This window comes from Herbaspirillum sp. WKF16 (genome assembly GCF_028993615.1).
Lineage (GTDB): Bacteria > Pseudomonadota > Gammaproteobacteria > Burkholderiales > Burkholderiaceae_D > Herbaspirillum.
Map to the genome: position 1 here is coordinate 1912060 of NZ_CP118632.1, position 21973 is coordinate 1934032.

At 66.6% G+C, this 21973-nt stretch carries 19 protein-coding genes; 11 read left to right on the top strand and 8 right to left on the bottom strand.

All coding sequences use genetic code 11. From position 1 onward, the window contains the following. The first annotated feature begins 9 nt into the window (after nt 1-9). Nucleotides 10-384 (top strand): Rieske (2Fe-2S) protein, encoded by a 375-nt coding sequence (locus Herbaro_RS08560; RefSeq protein ID WP_275013395.1) that lies wholly within the window; start codon nt 10-12, stop codon nt 382-384. Nucleotides 385-442: 58 nt separating this feature from the next. Then, complete coding sequence (locus tag Herbaro_RS08565) at nt 443-1483, top strand: S49 family peptidase (RefSeq protein WP_275013396.1); 1041 nt, start codon at nt 443-445, stop codon at nt 1481-1483. Nucleotides 1484-1811: 328 nt separating this feature from the next. Here the strand turns inward: Herbaro_RS08565 and Herbaro_RS08570 are convergent, their stop codons facing one another. Then, the gene (locus Herbaro_RS08570; protein ID WP_275013397.1) at nt 1812-2582 is read right to left on the bottom strand and encodes an SAM-dependent methyltransferase; all 771 of its coding nucleotides are present in this window, start codon (nt 2580-2582) and stop codon (nt 1812-1814) included. A 267-nt stretch (nt 2583-2849) separates the two neighbouring features. Between Herbaro_RS08570 and Herbaro_RS08575 the strand changes: the two genes are divergently transcribed. Beyond that, entirely contained in the window at nt 2850-4307 is a 1458-nt protein-coding gene (locus Herbaro_RS08575; RefSeq protein ID WP_275013398.1) for a Ppx/GppA phosphatase family protein, read from the top strand. A 133-nt stretch (nt 4308-4440) separates the two neighbouring features. Here the strand turns inward: Herbaro_RS08575 and Herbaro_RS08580 are convergent, their stop codons facing one another. Beyond that, on the bottom strand, nt 4441-4620 hold the full coding sequence (locus tag Herbaro_RS08580; RefSeq protein ID WP_275013399.1) for a hypothetical protein: 180 nt from the start codon (nt 4618-4620) through the stop codon (nt 4441-4443). Here Herbaro_RS08580 and Herbaro_RS08585 point away from each other — a divergent pair. Continuing rightward, nucleotides 4619-5653 carry an extracellular solute-binding protein gene (locus Herbaro_RS08585; RefSeq protein ID WP_275013400.1) on the top strand — a complete coding sequence of 345 codons (1035 nt, stop codon included), beginning with the start codon at nt 4619-4621 and terminating at the stop codon, nt 5651-5653. The two genes, Herbaro_RS08580 and Herbaro_RS08585, sit on opposite strands and share 2 nt — an antisense overlap. Nucleotides 5654-5741: 88 nt before the next feature. Here Herbaro_RS08585 and Herbaro_RS08590 read toward each other — a convergent pair whose 3' ends face one another. Next, nucleotides 5742-6884, bottom strand: coding sequence for a GNAT family N-acetyltransferase (locus Herbaro_RS08590; protein WP_275013401.1), 1143 nt, complete (start codon nt 6882-6884; stop codon nt 5742-5744). Nucleotides 6885-7047: 163 nt separating this feature from the next. On the opposite strand from Herbaro_RS08590, the gene Herbaro_RS08595 reads away from it, so the two are divergent. The 4 genes from Herbaro_RS08595 (at nt 7048) to Herbaro_RS08610 (ending at nt 11880) form a co-directional block, all read left to right on the top strand. Beyond that, complete coding sequence (locus tag Herbaro_RS08595) at nt 7048-9102, top strand: NAD(+) synthase (protein ID WP_275013402.1); 2055 nt, start codon at nt 7048-7050, stop codon at nt 9100-9102. A gap of 141 nt (nt 9103-9243) precedes the next feature. Next, a complete protein-coding gene (locus Herbaro_RS08600; RefSeq protein ID WP_275013403.1) occupies nt 9244-9582 on the top strand; it encodes a P-II family nitrogen regulator in 339 nt (112 codons plus the stop codon). A gap of 322 nt (nt 9583-9904) precedes the next feature. Then, the gene (adh, locus tag Herbaro_RS08605; RefSeq protein WP_275013404.1) at nt 9905-11425 is read left to right on the top strand and encodes an aldehyde dehydrogenase; all 1521 of its coding nucleotides are present in this window, start codon (nt 9905-9907) and stop codon (nt 11423-11425) included. Nucleotides 11426-11505: 80 nt separating this feature from the next. Further along, a complete protein-coding gene (locus Herbaro_RS08610) occupies nt 11506-11880 on the top strand; it encodes a DUF779 domain-containing protein (protein ID WP_275013406.1) in 375 nt (124 codons plus the stop codon). A 14-nt stretch (nt 11881-11894) separates the two neighbouring features. On the opposite strand, the gene Herbaro_RS08615 is transcribed toward Herbaro_RS08610, so the two are convergent. Continuing rightward, the gene (locus tag Herbaro_RS08615) at nt 11895-13841 is read right to left on the bottom strand and encodes a sigma-54-dependent Fis family transcriptional regulator (protein ID WP_275013407.1); all 1947 of its coding nucleotides are present in this window, start codon (nt 13839-13841) and stop codon (nt 11895-11897) included. A gap of 224 nt (nt 13842-14065) precedes the next feature. On the opposite strand from Herbaro_RS08615, the gene Herbaro_RS08620 reads away from it, so the two are divergent. Further along, nucleotides 14066-15340 carry a PA0069 family radical SAM protein gene (locus tag Herbaro_RS08620; protein WP_275013408.1) on the top strand — a complete coding sequence of 425 codons (1275 nt, stop codon included), beginning with the start codon at nt 14066-14068 and terminating at the stop codon, nt 15338-15340. A 24-nt stretch (nt 15341-15364) separates the two neighbouring features. Here Herbaro_RS08620 and Herbaro_RS08625 read toward each other — a convergent pair whose 3' ends face one another. Continuing rightward, nucleotides 15365-16201: a TSUP family transporter gene (locus Herbaro_RS08625; protein ID WP_275013409.1), complete on the bottom strand. Its 837-nt coding sequence runs from the start codon at nt 16199-16201 to the stop codon at nt 15365-15367. A gap of 121 nt (nt 16202-16322) precedes the next feature. Between Herbaro_RS08625 and Herbaro_RS08630 the strand changes: the two genes are divergently transcribed. Next, the gene (locus Herbaro_RS08630) at nt 16323-17135 is read left to right on the top strand and encodes an AraC family transcriptional regulator (RefSeq protein ID WP_275013411.1); all 813 of its coding nucleotides are present in this window, start codon (nt 16323-16325) and stop codon (nt 17133-17135) included. Here the strand turns inward: Herbaro_RS08630 and Herbaro_RS08635 are convergent. The 3 genes from Herbaro_RS08635 to trxB form a co-directional block, all read right to left on the bottom strand. Further along, nucleotides 17127-17786, bottom strand: a complete 660-nt coding sequence (locus Herbaro_RS08635; RefSeq protein WP_275013412.1) for a Smr/MutS family protein — start codon at nt 17784-17786, stop codon at nt 17127-17129. The genes Herbaro_RS08630 and Herbaro_RS08635 overlap by 9 nt on opposite strands. 76 nt (nt 17787-17862) lie before the next feature. Further along, entirely contained in the window at nt 17863-18177 is a 315-nt protein-coding gene (locus Herbaro_RS08640; protein ID WP_275013413.1) for an I78 family peptidase inhibitor, read from the bottom strand. Nucleotides 18178-18295: 118 nt separating this feature from the next. Further along, nucleotides 18296-19249, bottom strand: coding sequence for a thioredoxin-disulfide reductase (gene trxB, locus Herbaro_RS08645; protein ID WP_275013414.1), 954 nt, complete (start codon nt 19247-19249; stop codon nt 18296-18298). A gap of 319 nt (nt 19250-19568) precedes the next feature. Between trxB and Herbaro_RS08650 the strand changes: the two genes are divergently transcribed. Further along, the gene (locus tag Herbaro_RS08650) at nt 19569-21911 is read left to right on the top strand and encodes a DNA translocase FtsK (RefSeq protein ID WP_275013415.1); all 2343 of its coding nucleotides are present in this window, start codon (nt 19569-19571) and stop codon (nt 21909-21911) included. Nucleotides 21912-21973 lie beyond the last annotated feature (62 nt).

A 21973-nucleotide genomic window follows, 5' to 3' on the forward strand; every position in this document is an offset into this window, starting at 1 on the left:
GCCGCCGCCATGAACAGCCTGACCGACATCCTCATCTGTGCCTCCTCGGAGATCGAGGAGGGCGGGCTGGGCAAGCGTTTTCCGGTGATGGTGCGCGGCGACGACGCGACCGGCTTCGTGGTGCGCTACGGCGGCGCCGTGTACGGCTACCTGAACCGCTGCGCGCACGTGCCGGTGGAGCTGGACTGGAGCGAGGGCGAGTTCTTTGAGTCCAGCGGCCTGTATCTCATGTGCGCAACACATGGCGCGGTTTATTCGCCCGATACGGGAAAATGCGAGGGCGGTCCTTGTACCGGCGCGCATTTGCGTAAGATCATGACGGTGGAACGTGAGGGTCATATCTATTGGCGGCCGGACGACATCGTCAAGCCCGTCGAGGCATGAGCTTTTGGGGAAATGAGCGCAGGCCGCCGCCGGCTGCCGCGCCGCTTTGAGTGAGCATATGAGCAATAACGAATTCGATCAGCCGGAATCCAAACCGCAAGTCCCGGCGACCTCCGAGCCGGGCGGCGCGGCACCTTCGCCCAAGGCCGCGCGCGAGGAAAAGAAGCCCGGCTGGGAGCGCGACGTGCTGGAAAAGCTGGCGCTGTTCGCCGTCAAGGAACAGCGCGCGCGCCGTCGCTGGGGCATCTTCTTCCGCATCGCGATCCTGGTCGTGATCGTGTTCGGCGCCTGGCTGGCGCTCACCTACGGCAAGACCGAGAGCGAACCGCTGGGCACCCATACCGCGCTGGTCGAGATCCGCAGCACCATCGAATCCGAAGGGCAGGGCTCGGCCGGCGTGGTGATCCCGGCGCTGGACAAGGCCTTCGCCGCCGCCGATTCGGTCGGCGTGATCCTCAAGATCAACAGCCCCGGCGGCAGCCCGGTGCAGGCCGGCATGATCAACGACGAGATCACCCGCCTGCGCAAGGAGTATCCCAAGAAGCCGATCTACGTGGTGGTGGAGGAAGTCTGCGCCTCGGGCGGCTACTACATCGCCGCTGCGGCCGACCGCATCTACGTCAACAAGGCCAGCCTGATCGGCTCGGTTGGCGTGCTGATGGACGGGTTCGGCTTCACCGGCCTGATGGACAAGCTGGGCGTGGAGCGCCGGCTGCTGACCGCAGGCGAGAACAAGAGCTTCCTCGACCCCTTCAGCCCGCAAAGCGCGAAGCAGCGCGAGTACGCGCAGGCCATGCTGGAAGAGATCCACCAGCAGTTCATCGAAGTGGTGCGCCAGGGTCGCGGCACGCGCCTGAAGGAAACCCCCGAGACCTTCTCCGGCCTGGTGTGGACCGGTTCCAAGGCGGTCGAGCTGGGCCTGGCCGATGGCTACGGCACGGTCGACAGCGTGGCGCGCGACGTGGTCAAGGCCGAGGACGTGGTCGACTATACGCAGACCGAAAACCTGTCCGAGCGCGTGCTGAAGAAATTCGGCGTGGCCTTTGGCGCGGGGGTGGCCAAGACCATGATGTCGTCGGCGCTGCCGCAGCTGCGCTGAGCTTGCGGGGATTCAACAAAGAGGGCCGGCTGCGCGTGCAGCCGGCCTTTTTTTCTTGGCGTCACCGCGTTGGCTGAACGGCCGGTCAGGGGCGGCTTGCGCCTCCGCGCGTTCGAGTTATTCCATTCCCCGTCGTCCCCGCGAAAGCAGGGACCCAGCGACGTTGGTCATGTTGCGACGGCCGTTGCACGACGCTGGGTTCCTGCTTTCGCAGGAACGACAGTGAGACGATAGCGTCAATCGCCATACGTTCTGGCTATCCCACCTCCCGTCGTCCCGGCGAAGGCGGGGACCCAGCGTCATTCGTCGCGCTCCCTCAGCCGGCGGATCACTCCGCCAGCAGCAGGAACACCGTCGGTTTCTTGTGAAAATCAGGCCCCTTGCCGGCCGCCAGCGCCGTCTTCCATTGCGCCGCCGTCTGCGTGCGCAGCGATTCGGAAGGCAGGCTCAGGTCGGTCGCCACGCACACCAGCGTGCCGGGCTGGCAATGGCTGGCCAGCGCTTCCAGCATCGCGGTGTTGCGGTACGGCGTTTCGATCAGCAACTGGGTCTGCTTCTCCTTGCGCGAGCGATCCTCCAGCTGCCTGATGCGCTTGCCGCGCGCATCGGCGTCGGTGGGCAGGTAACCGTTGAAGGCGAAGCTCTGGCCGTTCAGGCCGCTGGCCATGACCGCCAGCAGCAGCGACGACGGTCCCACCAGCGGGCGCACCTGGATGCCGTGCTGATGCGCCAGGCGCACCAGGTTGGCGCCGGGATCGGCCACTGCCGGCACGCCGGCTTCCGAGATCAGGCCGCCGTCGCGTCCGGCCAGCAGCGGCGCCAGCAGCGCGGGCAGGGCGGAGGCTTCGGTGTTGACGTTGAGCTCGGCAATGGCGATTTCCTGGATCGGCCTGGCCAGCGGCTGGCGGCTGGCGAGCAGTTTGAGGAAGGCGCGCGTGGTCTTGGCGTTCTCGGCGACGAAATAATCCAGGCGGGCGGCAATGGCCTGCACCTCGCGCGGGATGATGGCGTCCAGCGGATGCGGCGCATCGCCGGCGTCGGCTGCGGGAACCTCGGTCGGGCCGAGAGTGTTGGGAATCAGATAAAGAATGCCCGGCATGAGAAGTGAAATGGATAAATTGTATAAAATAATATTTTCGCCGCGGCAGGCCGGCGGCATGCCGCCATTCTACAGGCTGCAAGCGGCCTGGCGGGCGATGGCGCGAGGCGCGGCGCGCTGCCGCGGGCGGCCCGGCGCGCAAGGTGTCATTAAACTGTCATGGAAGCCGATTATCTTGTCCGGACGGCCACATGCGGCGGATTAAAATTGTTTAGGCATTTTCGGGTCCCGGCCTTTTGCACGGGATGCGATTTCGGAAGGAAATGAATGTTTGCTGCAGTAGATCTCGGTTCCAACAGCTTTCGCCTGCATATCGGCAAATATGAGGATGGCGGCATTCGCGTGATCAAGAGCGCGCGCGACCCCATTCGCCTCGCCGCCGGCCTCGACAAGAACGGCCACCTCACCGAGCAGGCCTGCAAGACCGCGATCGATTCGCTGACCCGCTTTCGCGCCATCCTGCGCGACTACTCGCTCAACGCCGTGCGCGTGGTGGCGACCAACACGCTGCGCGTGGCGAAGAACGCTTCCGAGCTGCTGCCCGAGCTGGAGCGCGCCATCGGCTATCCGGTCGAAATCATTTCCGGCGAGGAAGAAGGGCGCCTGATCTACATGGGCGTGGCCGGCGTGCTGGCCGCGCCGCAGGAAGAGCGCATGGTGATCGACATCGGCGGCGGCTCTACCGAGGTCGTGCGGGGCCTGGGCGGGCATATCCGCCATGTCGAGTCCTTCGGCATCGGCACCGTCAACCAGAGCCTGGCCTTCTTCCCCGACGGCGCCATCACTGCCGCCGCCTTCGAACGCGCCATCATTTCCGCCCGTTCGCACGTCGAGGACGCGGTGCACCTGTTCAGCTTCAGCGACAGCGTCAACGTCTACGGCTCCTCCGGCACCATGCGCGCCATCGCCGACACTATCGGCCGCAACGCCATGGGCGACGGCCGCATCACGCTCTCCAGCCTGGAAGACCTGATGCAGCGCCTGATCGATTTCGGCCATGTCAGCCGCATCGAGCTGGACGGCATGAAGCCCGACCGCGCCGGCGTCATCATGGGCGGCCTGGCGGTGCTGATCGGCTTCATGCAGGAGTTCGGCATCGAGGTCGTGACCCCGGTCGAGGCCGGGCTGCGCATGGGCGTGATGTGGGACCTGCAACTGCGCGCCACCCAGGCCGACCGCCGCGAGCTGTCGGTGGAGGACTTCGGGCGCCGCTTCCATGTCGACGCCGCACGCGCGCACAGCGTGGCCGACACCGCGCTGGGCTTCTTCCAGGTGCTCAAGCCGGCTACCGATTCCTATGCGCGCTACCTGTATTGGGCCGCCTTGCTGCACGAGACCGGCCTGGTGGTGTCGCCCACCGGCTACCACAAGCATTCGGCCTACATGATCGCCAACGCCGACCTGCCGGGCTTCACCACCCGCGAACAGAAGCTGATGAGCACGCTGATCCTGGGACAGAAGGGCAACCTCAAGAAGATCAGCGAAATGCTGGCCGACGTCGATTTCGCCAAGGCCGTATTGGCGCTGCGGCTGGCGGTGATGTTCATGCACTCGCACATCGCGCTCGACCTGGATAAAGTCAAGGTCAAGCTCAAGAGCAAGATCGACCTGGAAATCCGCCGCGACTACATCAAGGAACATCCCAGCATCGACTTCTGGTTCCAGAAGGAGCAGGAGTGGTGGGCCGGCATCGGCGTCGATTTCGGCGTCAAGGTGCTGAGTTGATCTGAGCGCCCTGCGCGCCCGCCGCCGAGGAAAGCCCCGCCGGATGCCGGCCGGGGCTTTTTCTATTTGAGAATATTCTCAAATGGTAACGTTTCTTATCTGTGCTATAGTCGCATCCGGTTTTGCAAGCACGTCAAAACCGCATACCAACAACAAGGCATCGCACGATGCCGCCATCGCGAACGCGCAGGATGCTTCGTCCTGCCGCCGTCCCGGTCGGACCAGCCGTATTTCCGGACCGCCGCCCGCGCCAAAAAAAGAAGCCGCCATCATTGCGCGGCGGTTCATCAATTTTTGGAAAAGGATGGTCCATGTTCCCTCGTCAACTCGTGGTCGGCGCCCTGCTGGCCGGCACCGCGCTGTCTTCCGTCGCCCAGGAGAAGGTGCTCAACCTCTACTCGGCGCGCCACTATCAGACTGACGAAGCCCTCTATGCCGACTTCACCAAGGCCACCGGCATCAAGATCAACCGCATCGACGGCGACGACGCCGGCATCCTGGCGCGCCTGAAGAGCGAAGGCGCCGCCAGCCCGGCCGACGTGATCCTGCTGGTGGACGCGGCGCGCCTGTGGAAGGCGCAGAGCGACGGCCTGTTCCAGCCGGTCAAGTCGAAGTTGCTGGAAGAGCGCATCCCGGCCCAGCTGCACAGCAAGGAGGGCAGCGACGGCGCCCAGTGGTTCGGCTTCTCGACCCGCGCCCGCGTGATCGTCTACAACAAGGCCAGCGTGAAGCCGGAAGACGTCGACACCTACGAGTCGCTGGCCGACCCGAAGAACAAGGGCAAGCTATGCACACGCAGCGGCTCGCACCCCTATAACGTCTCGCTGTTCGGCGCGCTGCTGGAGCACAACGGCGCCGCCAGGACCGAGGAAGTGCTGAAGGGCATGGTCGCCAACCAGGCGCGTCAGCCGGTTGGCGGCGACACCGACCAGATCAAGGCGGTCGGTTCGGGCGAATGCGGCGTGGCGATTTCCAACTCCTATTACGTGGCGCGCCTGCTGCGCTCCACCAAGCCGGAAGACGTGGCGCTGATGGAAAAGGTCGGCATCGCCTGGCCCAACCAGAAGAGCTATGGCGCGCACGTCAACATCGCCGGCGCCGGCGTAGCCAGGCATGCGCCGCACAAGGCCGAGGCGGTGCAGTTCCTGGAGTACCTGGCCGGCGACAAGGCGCAGCGCTACTTTGCCGAAGGCAACAATGAATGGCCGGCGGTGGCCGGCGTGAAGACCGACAACCCGGCGCTGCTGAAGATGGGCCCGTTCAAGGCCGAGGTGATCAACGTCGGCGCGGTCGGCGCAAACCAGCAGAAGGTGCTGCAGATGCTGGACCGCGTCGGTTACAGGTGATGCGCACTGCAGGCGCCTGAGCTTGCCGGGAAAAAAACGGCCGGCATTCGCTGCATGCGGATGCCGGCCGTTGTCATTGGGAGCTCGCTCAGCGCGGCGGATCGCGGAAGGGATTGCGCTCGTTGAGTTCGGACAGGTAACCGTCGATGCCGCCTTCCTCGCGCTGCAGGAAGTGTTCCACCGCGTCGTAGAAGCCGGGGTGCGCCAGCCAGTGCGCCGACCAGGTCTTCTGCGGCATGAAGCCGCGCGCCATCTTGTGCTCGCCCTGGGCGCCGCCCTCGAACCAGGAAATCTTCTCGGCGATGCAAAACTCCAGCGGCTGGTAGTAGGCAGTCTCGAAGTGCAGGCAGGGGACGTGCTCCAGCGCGCCCCAGTAGCGGCCGTACAGCGTGTCGCGGTCGTGCACGGTGAGCGAGCTGGCGATGGCATGGCCGTCGCGCAGGGCGATGGTGAGCAGCAGGTTCTGCGGCATGCTCCGGCCGATGCGCAGGAAGAAATCCAGGTTGAGGTAGGGCGTGGAGTAGTGATCCGAATAAGTGTGCCGGTAGCAGCGGTTGAAGAAGCGCCAGTGCGCCTCTTCGATCTCGGCACCGCGCAGCTGCACGAAGCGCACGCCCTGTTCGGACACCTTGCGCCGCTCGGCCAGGATATTCTTGCGCTTCTTGCGGTCCAGCGTATCGACGAACTCGGCGAAGCTGGCGTAGCCCTCGTTGTGCCAGTGGAACTGCACGCCGCTGCGCAGCAGGAAGCCGGCCCCGGCCAGCGCTTTGGCCTGCGGCGGCGGCGGATAGAGGATGTGGGTGGAAGAGACGCCCGGCTCCTGCTGCAAGGCCAGCAGCGCGGCCAGCAAGGCCGCGCGGGCTTTCTCGTCGATCGCCAGCAGGCGGCCGCCGCGCACCGGCGTGAACGGGATGGCCGAGAGCAGCTTGGGATAGTAGTCCACGCCATGGCGCTGGTAGGCCTCGGCCCAGGCCCAGTCGAACACGTATTCGCCGTAGGAGTGGAATTTCCGATAAAGCGGCATGGCCGCCGCCAGCCGCTCGCCTTGCCAGATGCTCAGGTAGTGCGGCTCCCAGCCGGTGTCGGCGCAGGCCGAGCCGCTCTCGTGCAAGGCATGCAGGAAAGCATAGGAAAGGAAGGGATTGGCCTCGTCCTGGGCGGCCACCAGGCCGTCCCAGCCCGGCTGGCCGATCTCGGCCAGAGAAGAAACGATTCGCGTGCGATAATCCATTGAACAGTGAGTAGCGTGACCTGTTTCTTCAGTTGCTGCCTGCGGCGCCAAGCCGGTTGGCCGGCATCGAACAGGCATTCTACGCAAAATGAAAAAAATGCGTCGCCGGCGGCCCGGCCGGGATGCGAGGACGCGGCAAAAAGCACGCAGCGGAAAGCACTTCATGCAAAGCGAATTCTTCAATCTCTACAGCCACGGTTTCGCCCGCGTCGCGGTGGCCGTGCCCGACTGCAAGGTGGCCGACCCCGGTTACAACGCGCAGCGCACCATCGAACTGGCCGAGCAGGCCGTGGCCCAGGGCGCGGTGCTGGTGTCCTTCCCCGAACTGGGTTTGTCGGCCTACAGCTGCGAAGACCTGTTCCAGCAGCGCGCCTTGCTGGACGCCTCGCTGGAGGCGCTGCAGGCGATTGTCGACGCCTCGGCGCGCTTGCCCGCGGCCTTGCTGGTGGGCTTGCCGCTGAAGGTGGAGCACCAGCTGTTCAATTGCGCGGTGGTGGTGGCCGGCGGCCGCATCCAGGGCGTGGTGCCCAAGACCTACCTGCCCAACTACAGCGAATTCTACGAAGCGCGCCAGTTCAGCGGCGCCGATTGCGCCATCACGCGCCGCGTGCGCCTCCTGGGCCAGGACGTGCCGTTCGGCAGCCTGCTGTTCGACATCGCCAATATCTCCGATTTCCGTTTCCACATCGAGATCTGCGAAGACGTTTGGGTGCCGATCCCGCCGTCGTCCTTCGCCGCGCTGGCCGGCGCCACGGTGCTGGTGAACCTGTCGGCCTCCAACGTGGTGGTCGGCAAGTCCGGTTACCGCCATCAGCTGGTGTCGCAGCAATCGGCGCGCTGCATGGCGGCCTACCTGTATTCCTCGGCCGGTAACGGCGAGTCCACTACCGACGTGGCCTGGGACGGCCAGGCGCTGATCTGCGAGAACGGCGAACTGCTGGCAGAGTCCGAGCGCTTCGCCGAGGGTGGCCACGTGATCTATGCCGACGTCGACCTCGAACGTCTCTCGCGCGAGCGCTTCCACCAGACCAGCTTCGGCCAGTCGGTGCGGCGCCATGCCGACGAGGTGCGCAAGTTCGAGGTGGTGGCCTTCGACGTGGAAGTGCCGGCCGCCCGCGCGCTGCCGCTCAAGCGCGCCGTAGCCCGCTTCCCCTACGTGCCGGCCAATGCCGAGCAGCGCGAGCTGCGCTGCCGCGAGGTCTACAACATCCAGGTGCAGGCGCTGGTGCAGCGGCTCTCTTCCAGCGGCATCAAGAAGGTGGTGATCGGCGTCTCAGGCGGTCTCGATTCTACCCATGCGCTCCTGGTCTGCGCCAAGGCGATGGACAAGCTGGGCCTGCCGCGCGCCAACATCCTGGCCTACACCATGCCCGGCTTCGCCACCAGCAGCCGCACGCTGGCGCAGGCGCACAAGCTGATGGAGCAGGTCGGCTGCGCGGCGCAGGAGATCGACATCCGTCCCAGCTGCGAACAGATGCTCAAGGACCTGGGCCATCCCTACGCCAACGGCGAGCCGGTCTACGACATTACCTTCGAGAACGTGCAGGCCGGCGAGCGCACCAACCACCTGTTCCGCCTGGCCAACCATAACGGCGCCATCGTCATCGGCACCGGCGACCTCTCCGAGCTGGCGCTGGGCTGGTGCACCTACGGCGTGGGCGACCACATGTCGCACTACAACGTCAACGCCAGCGTGCCCAAGACCCTGATCACCCACCTGGTGCGCTGGGTGGCCGAGTCGGCGTCGCTGGAGCTGACGCATCCGGAAGTGCTGATGCAGATCCTGGAAACCGAGATCAGCCCGGAACTGGTGCCGGGCAAGTCGGCCGGCGAGCCGGGACAGCGCACGCAGGACTTCATCGGTCCCTACGAGCTGCAGGACTTCAACCTTTACTACATCCTGCGCTACGGCTTCACGCCGGCCAAGGTGGCCTTCCTCGCGCACAGCGCCTGGCGCGACCGCGAGGCCGGGCATTGGCCCGACGGCCTGCACGGCGCCCATAACGAATACACCCTGGCCCAGATCAAGAAGAACCTAGGCATCTTCCTGTACCGCTTCTTCAAGACCAGCCAGTTCAAGCGCTCCTGCGTGCCCAACGCGCCCAAGGTCGGCTCCGGCGGCTCGCTCTCGCCGCGCGGCGACTGGCGCGCGCCCAGCGATTCGGAAGCCACGGTCTGGATGCAGGGGCTGGAGCGCGTCCCGGATTCGGAGGCCTGATCGCACCGCACTCGCCGGCGCTTGAAAGCGCGCGGCGCCTGGCCGACAATAGGCGGGAACGGAAAAATCAAGCAAGCGCCATTGGATTTTTAGTTAACATAACAGTCGACATTTTCACGACATATCAAGAGAGGAATTGCCATGAAACAAGTGACCGCAGTCATCAAACCGTTCAAGCTGGATGAGGTTCGGGAGTCCCTGGCGGAAGTCGGCGTCACCGGCCTGACGGTCACCGAGGTCAAGGGCTTCGGCCGCCAGAAGGGGCACACCGAGCTCTACCGCGGCGCCGAATATGTGGTTGATTTCCTGCCCAAGGTGAAGATCGAGGTGGTGGTGGACGACAAGGTGGTGGAGCAGGCGGTGGACGCCATCATCAAGGCCGCGCGCACCGGCAAGATCGGCGACGGCAAGATCTTCGTGCAGGAAGTCGAGCAGGTGATCCGCATCCGCACCGGCGAAACCGGCGCCGACGCGGTCTGATCGACACCGCATCCCATCGCTTCACCGAACCGGCCGCTGGCCGGTTTTTTCTTGCCTGTGCCATTCATCCGTCGCTTCCATCCGCGCCTCGCTGCCTCGCCGTCTCGCTGTCACTCTCGCCTGTTCCAGATTGACACAGGCAGTGACAACCTGGCGCAGCCGCGCGCGCCCACCGCCGGCGCGCAAGCCCGTACGGCGCGGCTGCGCGGGCGGCCGGCCGATGCCGGCGCACTGGCACGGCGCTTGCCCCCATCTGCAGGGATCCCCGGCCGGCCAGGACATGACGGCCGGGTGTTCATTTCCATAATTATCGGAGGCGACAATGAATCTGGCAGACATCAGCAAGCTCGGCGTGAAGGATCCCTTCAAGCAACGCTACGACAATTTCATCGGCGGCAAATTCGTGCCGCCGGTCAAGGGCGAATACTTCGAGAACATCAGCCCGGTGATCGGCCGCGCCTTCTGCGAAGTGGCGCGCTCCTCGGCCGAAGACATCGAACTGGCGCTGGACGCCGCCCACGCCGCCAAGAAGGCCTGGGGCAAGACCTCGCCCACCGATCGCGCCAACATGCTGCTCAAGATCGCCGATCGCATGGAGGCCAACCTGGAGCTGCTGGCCACCGCCGAGACACTGGACAACGGCAAGCCCATCCGTGAAACCATGGCCGCCGACATCCCCCTGGCGATCGACCATTTCCGTTACTTCGCCGCCGCCATCCGTACCCAGGAAGGCGGCATCTCGGCCATCGACAACGACACCTACGCCTACCACTTCCACGAACCGCTGGGCGTGGTCGGCCAGATCATCCCGTGGAACTTCCCGATCCTGATGGCGGTGTGGAAGCTGGCGCCGGCGCTGGCCGCCGGCAACTGCGTGGTGCTGAAGCCGGCCGAGCAGACCCCGGCATCGATCATGGTGCTGCTGGAGCTGATCGCCGACCTGGTGCCGCCGGGCGTGCTCAACGTGGTGCAGGGCTTCGGCGTGGAAGCAGGCAAGCCGCTGGCCTCCAACAAGCGCATCGCCAAGATCGCCTTCACCGGCGAGACCACCACCGGCCGCCTGATCATGCAGTACGCCTCGCAGAACCTGATCCCGGTGACGCTGGAGTTGGGCGGCAAGTCGCCCAACATCTTCTTCGCCGATGTGATGGAGAAAGACGACGAATTCTTCGACAAGGCGCTGGAAGGATTCGCCATGTTCGCGTTGAACCAGGGCGAGGTCTGCACCTGCCCCTCGCGCGTGCTGGTGCAGGAATCGATCTACGAGCGCTTCATCGAGCGCGCCTTGAAGCGCGTGGCCGCCATCAGGCAGGGCAACCCGCTCGACAAGGGCACCATGATCGGCGCCCAGGCCTCGCAGGAGCAACTGGAGAAGATCCTCTCGTATATCGACATCGGCAAGCAGGAGGGCGCCAAGGTGCTGGCCGGCGGCGGCCGCGAGGAGCTGGGCGGCGACCTGGGCGGCGGCTATTACGTCAAGCCCACGGTCTTCGAGGGCAACAACAAGATGCGCATCTTCCAGGAAGAGATCTTCGGCCCGGTGGTCTCGGTCACCACCTTCAAGGACGAGGAAGAGGCGCTGGCCATCGCCAACGACACGTTGTACGGCCTGGGCGCCGGGCTGTGGACGCGCGACGGCACGCGCGCCTTCCGCATGGGGCGCGAGATCCAGGCCGGCCGCGTGTGGACCAACTGCTACCACCTGTACCCGGCGCATGCCGCGTTCGGTGGCTACAAGCAATCCGGCATCGGCCGCGAGAATCACAAGATGATGCTCGACCACTACCAGCAAACCAAGAACCTGCTGGTGAGCTACAGCCCCAAGGCGCTCGGGTTCTTCTGATCCGTTACGGCGGCGCCGGCCACGATGGCGGCCGGCGCCGTTTTTCAGTTGACGGGCAAAAAGGGCGAAGGGAGACGGCAATGAATGCACCGCAACGGGTGGTCGCCACCGAGGCGACGCTGGCGCTGCTGCGCCAGTTGAAGGGCCGCCACGGCGACCTGATCTTTTTCCAGTCGGGCGGCTGTTGCGACGGCAGCGCGCCGATGTGCTACCAGGCCGGCGAATTCCAGCTGGGCGACACCGACGTGCATTTGGGTGAGATCGACGGCGTGCCGTTCTACATGGGCGCCGACCAGTTCGAGTATTGGAAGCACACCCAACTGATCATCGACGTGGTCAACGGCAACGGCGGCATGTTCTCGCTGGAGAACGGCAGCGGCAAGCGCTTCCTGACGCGCTCGCGGTTGTTCTCCGACGACGAGTACGAGGCGCTGCCGCAGACGGCGCCGCACTGAGGCGGTGGCCGGGTTCAGGCGCGCAGCCGCAGCCTGCGGTAGATGGTGTTGCGCGACACGCCCAGCGCGCGGGCGGCGGCGCTGACGTTGCCGCCGTGCGCGCGCAACGCGTGTTCGATGGCGCTCCATTCGCTGTCCTGCAATGAGACGGCGGGCGCGGCATCCAGGGGCGCGGGCGGGGCGCCGGCTTCTTCCAGGAAATCGTCGGGCAGGTGGCGCAGGCCGATGCTGTCTTCGCCCGCGGCCATGGCCAGCGCGGTGCGCACCAGGTTGGCCAGCTGGCGCAGGTTGCCCGGCCACGGATGCGCCAGCAGCAACTGGCTGGCCGGCAGGTCGAACGGCGGCGCCCCGGGGCCGCCTTCGCGCGCCAGCATCAGCGCGGCCAGGCGGGCCAGGTCGCTGCGTTCGCGCAGCGCCGGCAATTTCACTTGCAGGCCGTTGATGCGGTAGTAGAGGTCTTCGCGGAAGGCGTGGCGCGCGGCCATCTCGCGCAGCGGCTGGTTGGTGGCGCACACCAGCGAGAAATCCACCGGGATCACGCGGCCACTGCCCAAGGGCGTCACCGCGCGCTCCTGCAGCACGCGCAGCAAGCGGCCCTGCAGCGCCAGCGGCATGTCGCCGATCTCATCCAGAAACAGCGTGCCGCCCTGGGCCTGCGCGATCTTGCCCTGCGCGCCCTTGCGCCGCGCGCCGGTGAAGGCGCCATCCTCATAGCCGAACAGCTCGGCCTCGATCAGGTTTTCAGGGATCGCCGAACAATTGAGCGCGACAAACGGTGCGCCCGCGCCATGCGCGCCGTCACGGTGAATGGCCTGGGCCAGCCACTCCTTGCCGGTGCCGGTCTCGCCGGTGATGAGGATGGGAATGTCGCGGCCGATCACCTTGCGCAGCTTGGCGATGACGGCGCGCATGGCGTCGTCTCCGGTATCGAGCGCCTGCAGGGCGTCGCCGCCGGGCGCCGCGCGTGGCGTCGCCGGGAGCGGAGTGGGCGGCGCGGCGGCTACGGCGTCGCGCGCGTTCTGGAAATGCTGCTCGCGCAGCCGCATCTCGGCGCGCGCATGGATCTGGATGCCGCTGTGCAGATGGAGCGCCATCAGGCCTGGCGCGGCCTTGCGGTAGTGCTCGAACAGCGCCGAGACCGGCGCGCCGAACAGCGAGCCGAAGGTATGCGACTGCAGCGCCGCCAGCGGCAGGCCGAGCTGGAACAGCGCGCTGCGGTTGGCCGCCAGGAAGCGCCCGCCCGGCGCGAAGGTAGCGATGCCCTCGACCAGCGTGCCGACGAATTCCGGGCGGCTGTGGAAGTGCAGGGTGATGCAATCGGGGAAGCTGCCGGCCAGCAGCTGGTTCTCGATCATCTGCGCCGACATGCGCACCAGCGCCAGGGTGTGCTTGTGGAAGCCGCCGCATTCGCCCGAGACGTCTAGCACGCCCAGCACCTGGCCGCGATGGTCGAAGATGGGCGCGGCCGAACAGGTCAGGAAGCGGTTGGCGTCGAGGTAGTGCTCCTGCGCGTGCACGATGGTGGGCTTCTGCTCGAACAGCGCCGTGCCGATGGCGTTGGTGCCGCGCAGCTGTTCCGACCAGCGGCCGCCTGCGCCCAGCGCCACGCGGTCGGCCTTGGCCAGGAAGTCGCTGTCGCCCAGCGTGTGGACGATGGTGCCCTCGGCGTCCGACAGGATCACCATGCTGTGGGTATTGCGGATCTGGTCGTAGAGCGTCTCCATGACCGGCTTGGCATGGCTGGAGAGCGCCTGGCTCGATTGCAGCGCCAGCGCCAGGTCCGCGCGCGAGAGCGTGGACAGGTCGGGGCGCTGGGCGCGCGTGAGGCCGTAGGAGGAGCTGCGCTGGTGCGAACGTTCGATGACGTGCAGGTCGAGCGCGCCGTCGGCCGCCGCCTGCACCACGGGGCCATGGGACAGCGCCGCGCCGGCGCCGCCTGGCCGGTTTTCCCGGTATTGCATCGTTGTCTCCTTGGAACGTAGGAACCCGACGGTTCTTTGTTCCCCCTGTCCGATTTTTTGTATTCGGTACTGTGCGTCCAAGCATAACCGATTAATCCGCACGCTACCGGCATGGTCGCGCGCGATGTTGGCAGGGCGGCAAGGGAAAATTGAAACAGGGTTTGCAGGCGCCGGCTGGGGCGGGCAAAATACTGTTTATATATACAGTAATCATCCACTCCGCCATGTCCAGCTCATCGCGTTTCCCCAGGTTTCCAGAAGGCATCGCCGCGCCTTTCCCCAAGCAGCCCAAGCCGCCTTCGGACGACGACGCCACGCTCACGACCGAGACCTACATCCATCGCCAGCAGGCCCCCCTCAAGGGCCGCGGCGCCGTCACCAACCTGCGCGGACGCTACGATTCGGTCAGCCGCGAGGAGTTCGACGACGGCTGGCAGGCGCTGCGGTTCGCGCCGTCCGCGCCGTCCGAAGGCGAGGACGCCGCGGCGCCGGAAGCGGAAGAGCCTGCCAGGCTCAAGACCATCGTCACCGAGGAAACCGCCAAGTCCATCCTCAGCCGCAACCGCTCGCCGGACCTGCCGTTCTCGGTCTCGCTCAATCCCTACCGGGGCTGCGAGCACGGCTGCGTCTACTGCTTCGCGCGGCCTTCGCACAGCTATCTCGGCCTGTCGCCGGGGCTGGATTTCGAAAGCCGCCTGGTGGCCAAGACCAATGCCCCGGAACTGCTGCTGCGCGAGCTGGCCAAGCCGTCCTATGAACCGGACACGATCACGGTGGGCATCAACACCGACGCCTACCAGCCCATCGAGCGCGAGCTGCGGATTACGCGCCGCGTGCTGCAGATCCTGCACGACTGCGGCAACCCGGTAGCCTTGATCACCAAGTCCGCGCTGATCGAGCGCGACATCGACCTGCTGGCGGCAATGGCGGCGAAGCGCCAGGCCATCGCCGCCGTCACCATCACCACGCTCGACCCGGCCGTCGCACGCACGCTGGAGCCGCGCGCGGCCAGCCCGGCGCGCCGCCTGCGCGTCATCAGGACGCTGGCCGAGGCCGGCATCCCGGTCAGCGTGTCGATTGCACCGGTGATTCCCTTTGTCACCGAGCCCGATCTCGAACGCGTGATGGAGGCGGCGATCGACGCCGGCGCGGGGCAGGCCGGCTACATCGTGTTGCGCCTGCCATGGGAGGTCAGCCCGCTGTTCCGGCAGTGGCTGCAGGCGCATTTCCCCGAGCGCGCCGCGCGCGTGATGAACCGCATCCAGGACATGCGCGGCGGCAAGGACTACGACGCCGATTTCGCCACCCGCATGCGCGGCGCCGGCGTCTGGGCCGACCTGCTGCAGCAGCGCTTCGAGAAGGCCAGCCAGCGCCTGGGCATCAGCCACCGCAACCGCGCCTTCGCCACGCTCGACGCCAGCCAGTTCCGGCGGCCGCTGCTGGCGCCGGCGCCGCGCGAGCAGCGGCAGCGCAACGCGGGGCAGCTGGACCTGTTCTGAGGCTGGAACGAGCCCAAGAGCAGCTCAAACGGTCATCTTGAACAGGACCAGCAGCAACAGGCCCATGTAGGCGCCGACGCGCATGCGCTCCGGCATGCTCCCGGCCAGGGGCCTCGCCAGGCGCATGCCGGCCAGCGCGGCAACGGCCAGCAAGGCGGCCGCGCTGAGGTCGACGTGGCCGACATGCCATGCGCCCGCTTCCGCGCCGCGCAGGCCGGCGGCGGCGAGGTAGACCGCGCAGGCCGCCAGCGCCGCGCTGGCCGCCAGCAGTTGGGACAACGCCGAGGCGCACTCGGCGTCATGGCCGCCGCGCCGCATCAGCGGCACGGTCATGGCGCCGCCGCCCACACCGGCGCCGGCCGACAGCGAGCCCGCGGCCAGCACCGCGCAGGCATTGAGCAAGAGCGGCAGGCGGCGCGGCACGGAGGGCGGCAGGATGCCATGCGCGGGGCCGGTTTTCTCCATGCGATCGAAGCGCAGCGCGCAATCGGCAATCAGCGCCGACAGGTACAGCACGTACAGCAGCCGCAGCCGGAACGGCGAGCAGGCGAGCGCCGCCAGCGCGCCGGCCAGCGCGCCGGTGGCGGCATACAGGCACAGCGGCCAGCACTTGCGCAGGGAGATCCGTCGCGCGCTCAGATAAGGCCGGCAGGCTGCGGCGGCGGTGATGGCCAGCACGCAGGCCGAGGTGCCGACCGCGACGTGCATGGCCATGCGGTGCAGGGCGCTGCCTGCGGGATACAGCGCCGTCAGGCTGCAATACATCAGCGGCACCACCACCGTGCCGCTGCCGGTGCGCAGCAGCGAAATGGCGCAGCCGGACAGCAGGCCGAAGGCGGCGAGGGCGAGGTAGAAGTTCATGGCGGCGTGCTCGTGATGGCGGGCGGATGGGGGCACGATAGGCCGCACCGGTTTGACTGGCTTTCGATGTCGGGACAATAATGTTCGAATTTCCGCCAAGCTCCTCGATTTCACCGAACAGATGACAGACCGGATCCCATTGCCCATCGATCGCATCGACGCCGTGCCGCGCGCCGTGGTCGCCGCCGGCGCCGCGTACGCCGACGGCACGCTGCTGCCCTGGCACAGCCACCGGCGCGCGCAGCTGCTGTACGGCGCCAGCGGCCTGATGCAGGTGGCCACCGGGGACGGCGCCTGGGTGGTGCCGCAACAGCACGCGGTATGGATCCCGGCCGGCAAGGTCCATCGCAGCAGGATGCTGCTGGGCGTGACCACGCGCAGCGCCTACATCGAGCCGCATGCGTCGCCGCGCGCGGGGGACGCCTGCCAGGTGCTGGAGGTGAGCCCCTTGCTGCGCCAGCTGCTGATCGAGTCGGCGCAGATGAACCAGCATTATCCCGAGGACGGTCGCGACGGCACGCTGATGCGCCTGCTGCTGCACGAGATCGGCCGCGCGCGCGAACTGCCCATGCATATCCCGTTGCCGCGCGACGCAGCGCTGGCCGAACTGTGCCGCGGCTTCATGCTGGCGCCGGGAATACAGTCGCGCCCGGGCGACTGGGCGCGCCGGCTGCACATGAGCGAACGCACCTTCGGGCGGCGTTTTCGCGAGCAGACGGGGATGGGATTCCAGGAATGGCGCCAGCGCGCCTGCGTGGTGCTGGCGGTATCGCGCCTGGCGGCGGGGGAGGCGGTGACGCGCATCGCGCTGGATTTCGGCTACGAGCGTCCGGCGGCGTTTTCGACGATGTTCAGGAAACTGGCCGGCTATCCGCCATCGGCGCATGCCGGCAGCCGCTCGGGCAAGGGCCTGGGGACGCCGGCCTCAGCCTGAGGCGCGTTCGCTGGACTTGAGCAGCACCACCAGCGCGCCGGCGCCGCCGTCGGCCGCGCGCGCCTGGCAGAAGGCCATCACCTCATCCTTTTGCGCCAGCCAGTTGCGCACCTTGTGCTTGAGCACCGGCTCCTTGTTGACCGAACCCAGTCCCTTGCCGTGGATCACGCGCACGCAGCGGATGCCGCGCTTGCGCGATTGGCGCAGGAACTCGCCCAGCGCCTCGCGCGCCTGGTCGCGCCGGTAGCCGTGCAAGTCGAGCTGGGCCTGGATCACCCAGTTGCCGCGGCGCAGTTTGGAGAGCACGTCGGGACCGACGCCGGGACGGGCGAAGCTGAGGTTCTCGTCGCTGTCCATGAGCGTGTCGACGGTGAATTCGTCGGACAGCGATTCCAGCAGCGCGGCCTGCTCGTCGGCCAGGTGGTGGCGGGCGATGGGCAGGGGCTGTTCGGGGAGGTGGAGGGCCTTGTCGATGGCCTTGGCGCGCAGCGGCGCGACCTGGCCGATGCTGCTGCGGAAGATGTCGGCCTCGGCCCGTTGCCGCGCTTCGTTGCGCAGGCGTTCAGCCTCGGCTTCGGCGCGCGCCTTTTCCTGCGCCTGCAAATCCTTGCGCAGCCCCTTGAGTGCGGAAAAATCCTTGATCGTTGCCATGATGCGCCTGCATTAACTCCCCAGCCGCTTACTTTATCAGAAGCCGGGCAAGACGCGTTTGCAGTTCAGCTGCAGCTCAGCCGCAGCTCAGCTTGATGATGACCTTGCCGGGATCGGTGTGGATGTTCAGCCGCCTGGCGTTGAAGTCCATGGTGGCGATGGAGTCGGGCTTGAGCACCCGCACGTCCTGGGCGCCGGACTCCCGCATGGCCAGGCGCTCGATGTAGCCGCTGACGTTTTCGCCGATCAGGTGGTCGACCCGGGAGGCGTCGCAGTCGCCGGGCGCGGCGCCGGCCTGGCCCGGTTCGCGGGCGGCGCTGCATGCGGCCAGCACGCCGCCCAGGGCGAGCAGGCAAAGCAGCACATTGGTGGTGGTGCGGGAGCGGGGCACGGTTCTTCCTTGGATAATTGTCGTTGACGAACCTGCAACAAAAAAGCCGGCGGCGATTGTCTCGCCACCGGCTTTTTGATGAAACATCGCGCCGCGAGTTCTCGCAGCGCACAAATTTTTATTCCAGGCCTTCCAGGTAACGCTGGGCGTCGAGCGCGGCCATGCAGCCGGTGCCGGCGCTGGTGATGGCCTGCCGATAGATGTGATCCTGCACGTCGCCGGCGGCGAACACGCCGTCGATGCTGGTGGCGGTGGCGAAACCTTCGGTCCCGGCGCGGGTCTTGAGGTAGCCGTTCTGCATGTTCAGCTGGCCCTCGAAGATGCTGGTGTTGGGCTTGTGGCCGATGGCGATGAACAGGCCGTGCACCGGGATCTCGGTGATGGCGCCGTCCTGGGTCGACTTGATCCGGATGCCGGTCACGCCGCTGTCGTCGCCGATCACCTCATCCAGGGTGTTGTGCCACTGGATGGCGATCTTGCCCTCGGTGACCTTGTGCAGCAGGCGGTCGATCAGGATCGGCTCGGCGCGGAACTTGTCGCGGCGGTGGATGATCGTGACCTTGCTGGCGATGTTGGAGAGATACAGGGCTTCCTCGACGGCGGTGTTGCCGCCGCCCACCACGGCCACTTCGCGGCCGCGATAGAAGAAGCCGTCGCAGGTGGCGCAGGCCGACACGCCGCGGCCCATGAAGGCCTGTTCCGACGGCAGGCCCAGGTACTGGGCCGAGGCGCCGGTGGCGATGATCAGGGCGTCGGCGGTGTATTCGCCGCTGTCGCCGATCAGGCGGAACGGGCGCTCCGACAGCTTGGTGGTGTGGATGTGGTCGAAGATGATCTCGGTCTTGAAACGCTCGGCGTGCTGCAGCAGGCGCTGCATCAGTTCCGGGCCTTGCACGCCCAGCGGATCGCCCGGCCAGTTCTCGACGTCGGTGGTGGTCATCAGCTGGCCGCCTTGCTCGACGCCGGTGATCAGCACCGGGTTCAGGTTGGCGCGGGCGGCGTAGACCGCGGCGCTGTAGCCGGCGGGGCCGGAACCGAGAATCAGGACCTTGGCGTGTTTGGGCGTGCTCATAGGATACTCTTCGTGTGTTTGGGGGACTTCCGCATAGCTTGAGGCAAGTCCCGGGATTTCAATTCGTGGCGGCCGCAGGGGGCGCTCGGGCGCATCCGCGCCTTCATATTTCTGCGCTGCAAAACGGGTAAGATTATAGACGAAGGCCCCCTCTCGGGCCGATGGAATTACGCTATCCATCCAATAGCCCGGCAGTGCCGCGGGCTTGTCCGGAAGACAAGGCGGGCGGCGGCATATTCGATGTTGCCGACCCGCAAAATGCCAAAGCGCCAATGCAATGCCGTTACAATGGCGGCTACGTTTTTTTAGTACGGAAGTTATGTCGAAGACGAGTCAAGCCCACATCCGCAACACCAAGGCGCCGGCGCCGCCGATGCCCAACCGCCTGGTGCGGCTGATTTCCGAAGCGCGCTGGCTGGCCCTGACCGCGCTCCTGGTCTACCTGGCCTTGATTCTCGTGACCTATTCCAAGACTGACCCGGGCTGGTCGGTGGCCAGCTCGGTGCCGCGCGTGGCCAACTGGGGCGGGCGCGTGGGCGCCTGGATGGCCGACTTGCTGCTGTACATCTTCGGCATGTCCGCCTGGTGGTGGTGCGTGCTGCTGGGCCGCGCGGTATGGAACGGCTACCGCCGCCTGTCCGAGCGCTTCCTGGTCGAGCAGCCGGCCGAGCCCGAGCATCGCCAGGAGTCCATCATCCGCGCCGTCGGCTTCGTCTTCATGCTGACCGGCAGCCTGGGCATCGAATTCACCCGCATGCATCGCCTGGTGGCCAAGCTGCCGCATTCTTCCGGCGGCGTGCTGGGCGAGATGATCGGCAAGGCCGTCCAGCCGACCTTCGGCTTCACCGGTTCCACCTTGCTGCTGCTGCTCCTGTTCGGGCTGGGCTTCTCGCTGTTCTTCCATGTGTCGTGGCTGGCTGCGGTCGAACGCATCGGCGGCGCCATCGAGGACGGCCTGCTGTGGGTGCGCAACTTCTTCGCCGCCCGCGCCGACCGCAAGGCCGGCGCCGAAGCTGCGGTCAAGCGCGAGGAGACCGTGGTGCAGGAGCGCGCCAAGATCGTCGAGGCGCCGCCGATCCGCATCGAACCGCAGATCGTCGAGGTGCAGAAATCCGACCGCGTGCAGAAGGAGCGCCAGACCAGCCTGTTCGACGACGCCAATACCGACCTGCCGCCGCTGTCGCTGCTGGACGACGCGCCGCCGGCGCAGCAGACGGTGTCGGTCGAGACGCTGGAATTCACCAGCCGCCTGATCGAGAAGAAGCTCTCAGACTTCGGCGTGGAAGTGAAGGTGGTGGCGGCCTATCCCGGCCCGGTGATCACCCGCTACGAGATCGAACCGGCCACCGGCGTCAAGGGCAGCCAGATCGTCAACCTGGCGCGCGACCTGGCACGCTCGCTGTCGCTGACTTCGATCCGCGTGGTGGAAGTCATCCAGGGCAAGAACTACATGGGCCTGGAGCTGCCCAATCCCAAGCGCCAGATCGTGCGCCTGACCGAGATCGTCGGCTCCAAGGTGTACGGCGACAGCCACTCCAGCCTGACCGTGGCGCTGGGCAAGGACATCGCCGGCAATCCGGTGGTGGCCGACCTGGCCAAGATGCCCCACTTGCTGGTGGCCGGCACCACCGGCTCGGGCAAGTCGGTGGGCATCAACGCCACCATCCTCTCGCTGCTGTACAAGTCGACCCCGCGCCAGGTGCGCCTGATCCTGATCGATCCCAAGATGCTGGAGCTCTCGATCTATGAGGGCATCCCGCACCTGCTGGCGCCGGTGGTGACCGACATGCGGCAGGCCGGCCACGCGCTGAACTGGGCGGTGGAAGAGATGGAGCGCCGCTACAAGAAGATGTCCAAGCTGGGCGTGCGCAATCTGGCCGGCTACAACCAGAAGATCGCCGACGCCGAGAAGCGCGGCGAGAAGATCCCCAACCCGTTCAGCCTGACGCCGGACGCGCCGGAGCCGCTGGAGCAGCTGGAAACCATCGTCATCATCATCGACGAACTGGCCGACCTGATGATGGTGGTCGGCAAGAAGGTCGAAGAGCTGATCGCCCGCATCGCGCAGAAGGCGCGCGCGGCCGGCATTCACCTGATCCTGGCCACGCAGCGGCCGTCGGTGGACGTGATCACCGGCCTGATCAAGGCCAACGTGCCGACCCGCATCGCCTTCCAGGTGTCTTCCAAGATCGACTCGCGCACCATCCTCGACCAGATGGGCGCCGAAGCCTTGCTGGGCATGGGCGACATGCTCTACATGCCGCCCGGCACCGGGCTGCCGATGCGCGTGCACGGCGCCTTCGTCTCGGACGATGAAGTGCACCGCGTGGTGGAGCACCTCAAGACCCAGGGGGAACCGAATTACATCGAGGGCATCCTAGAGGGAGGCGTGCTCGAGGACGCCGACGGCAGTGGCGGCGGCGCCGGAGCGGCAACCGGCGGCGGCGAGGGCGACGAGCTGTACGACCAGGCCGTGGCCGTGGTGCTCAAGAACCGCCGCGCCTCGATCTCGCTGGTGCAGCGCCATCTGCGCATCGGCTACAACCGCGCCGCGCGCCTGTTGGAACAGATGGAGCAGAGCGGCCTGGTGTCGACGATGCAATCCAACGGCAACCGCGAGATCCTGGTGCCGGCCGGCGCCGCCGGCGGCGAGCCGGAATAAGCCACGCGGACCGGCGCCTCGGCACTCTTGCCGAACTCCCGCGCCGGCGTGGCGCAACCTTC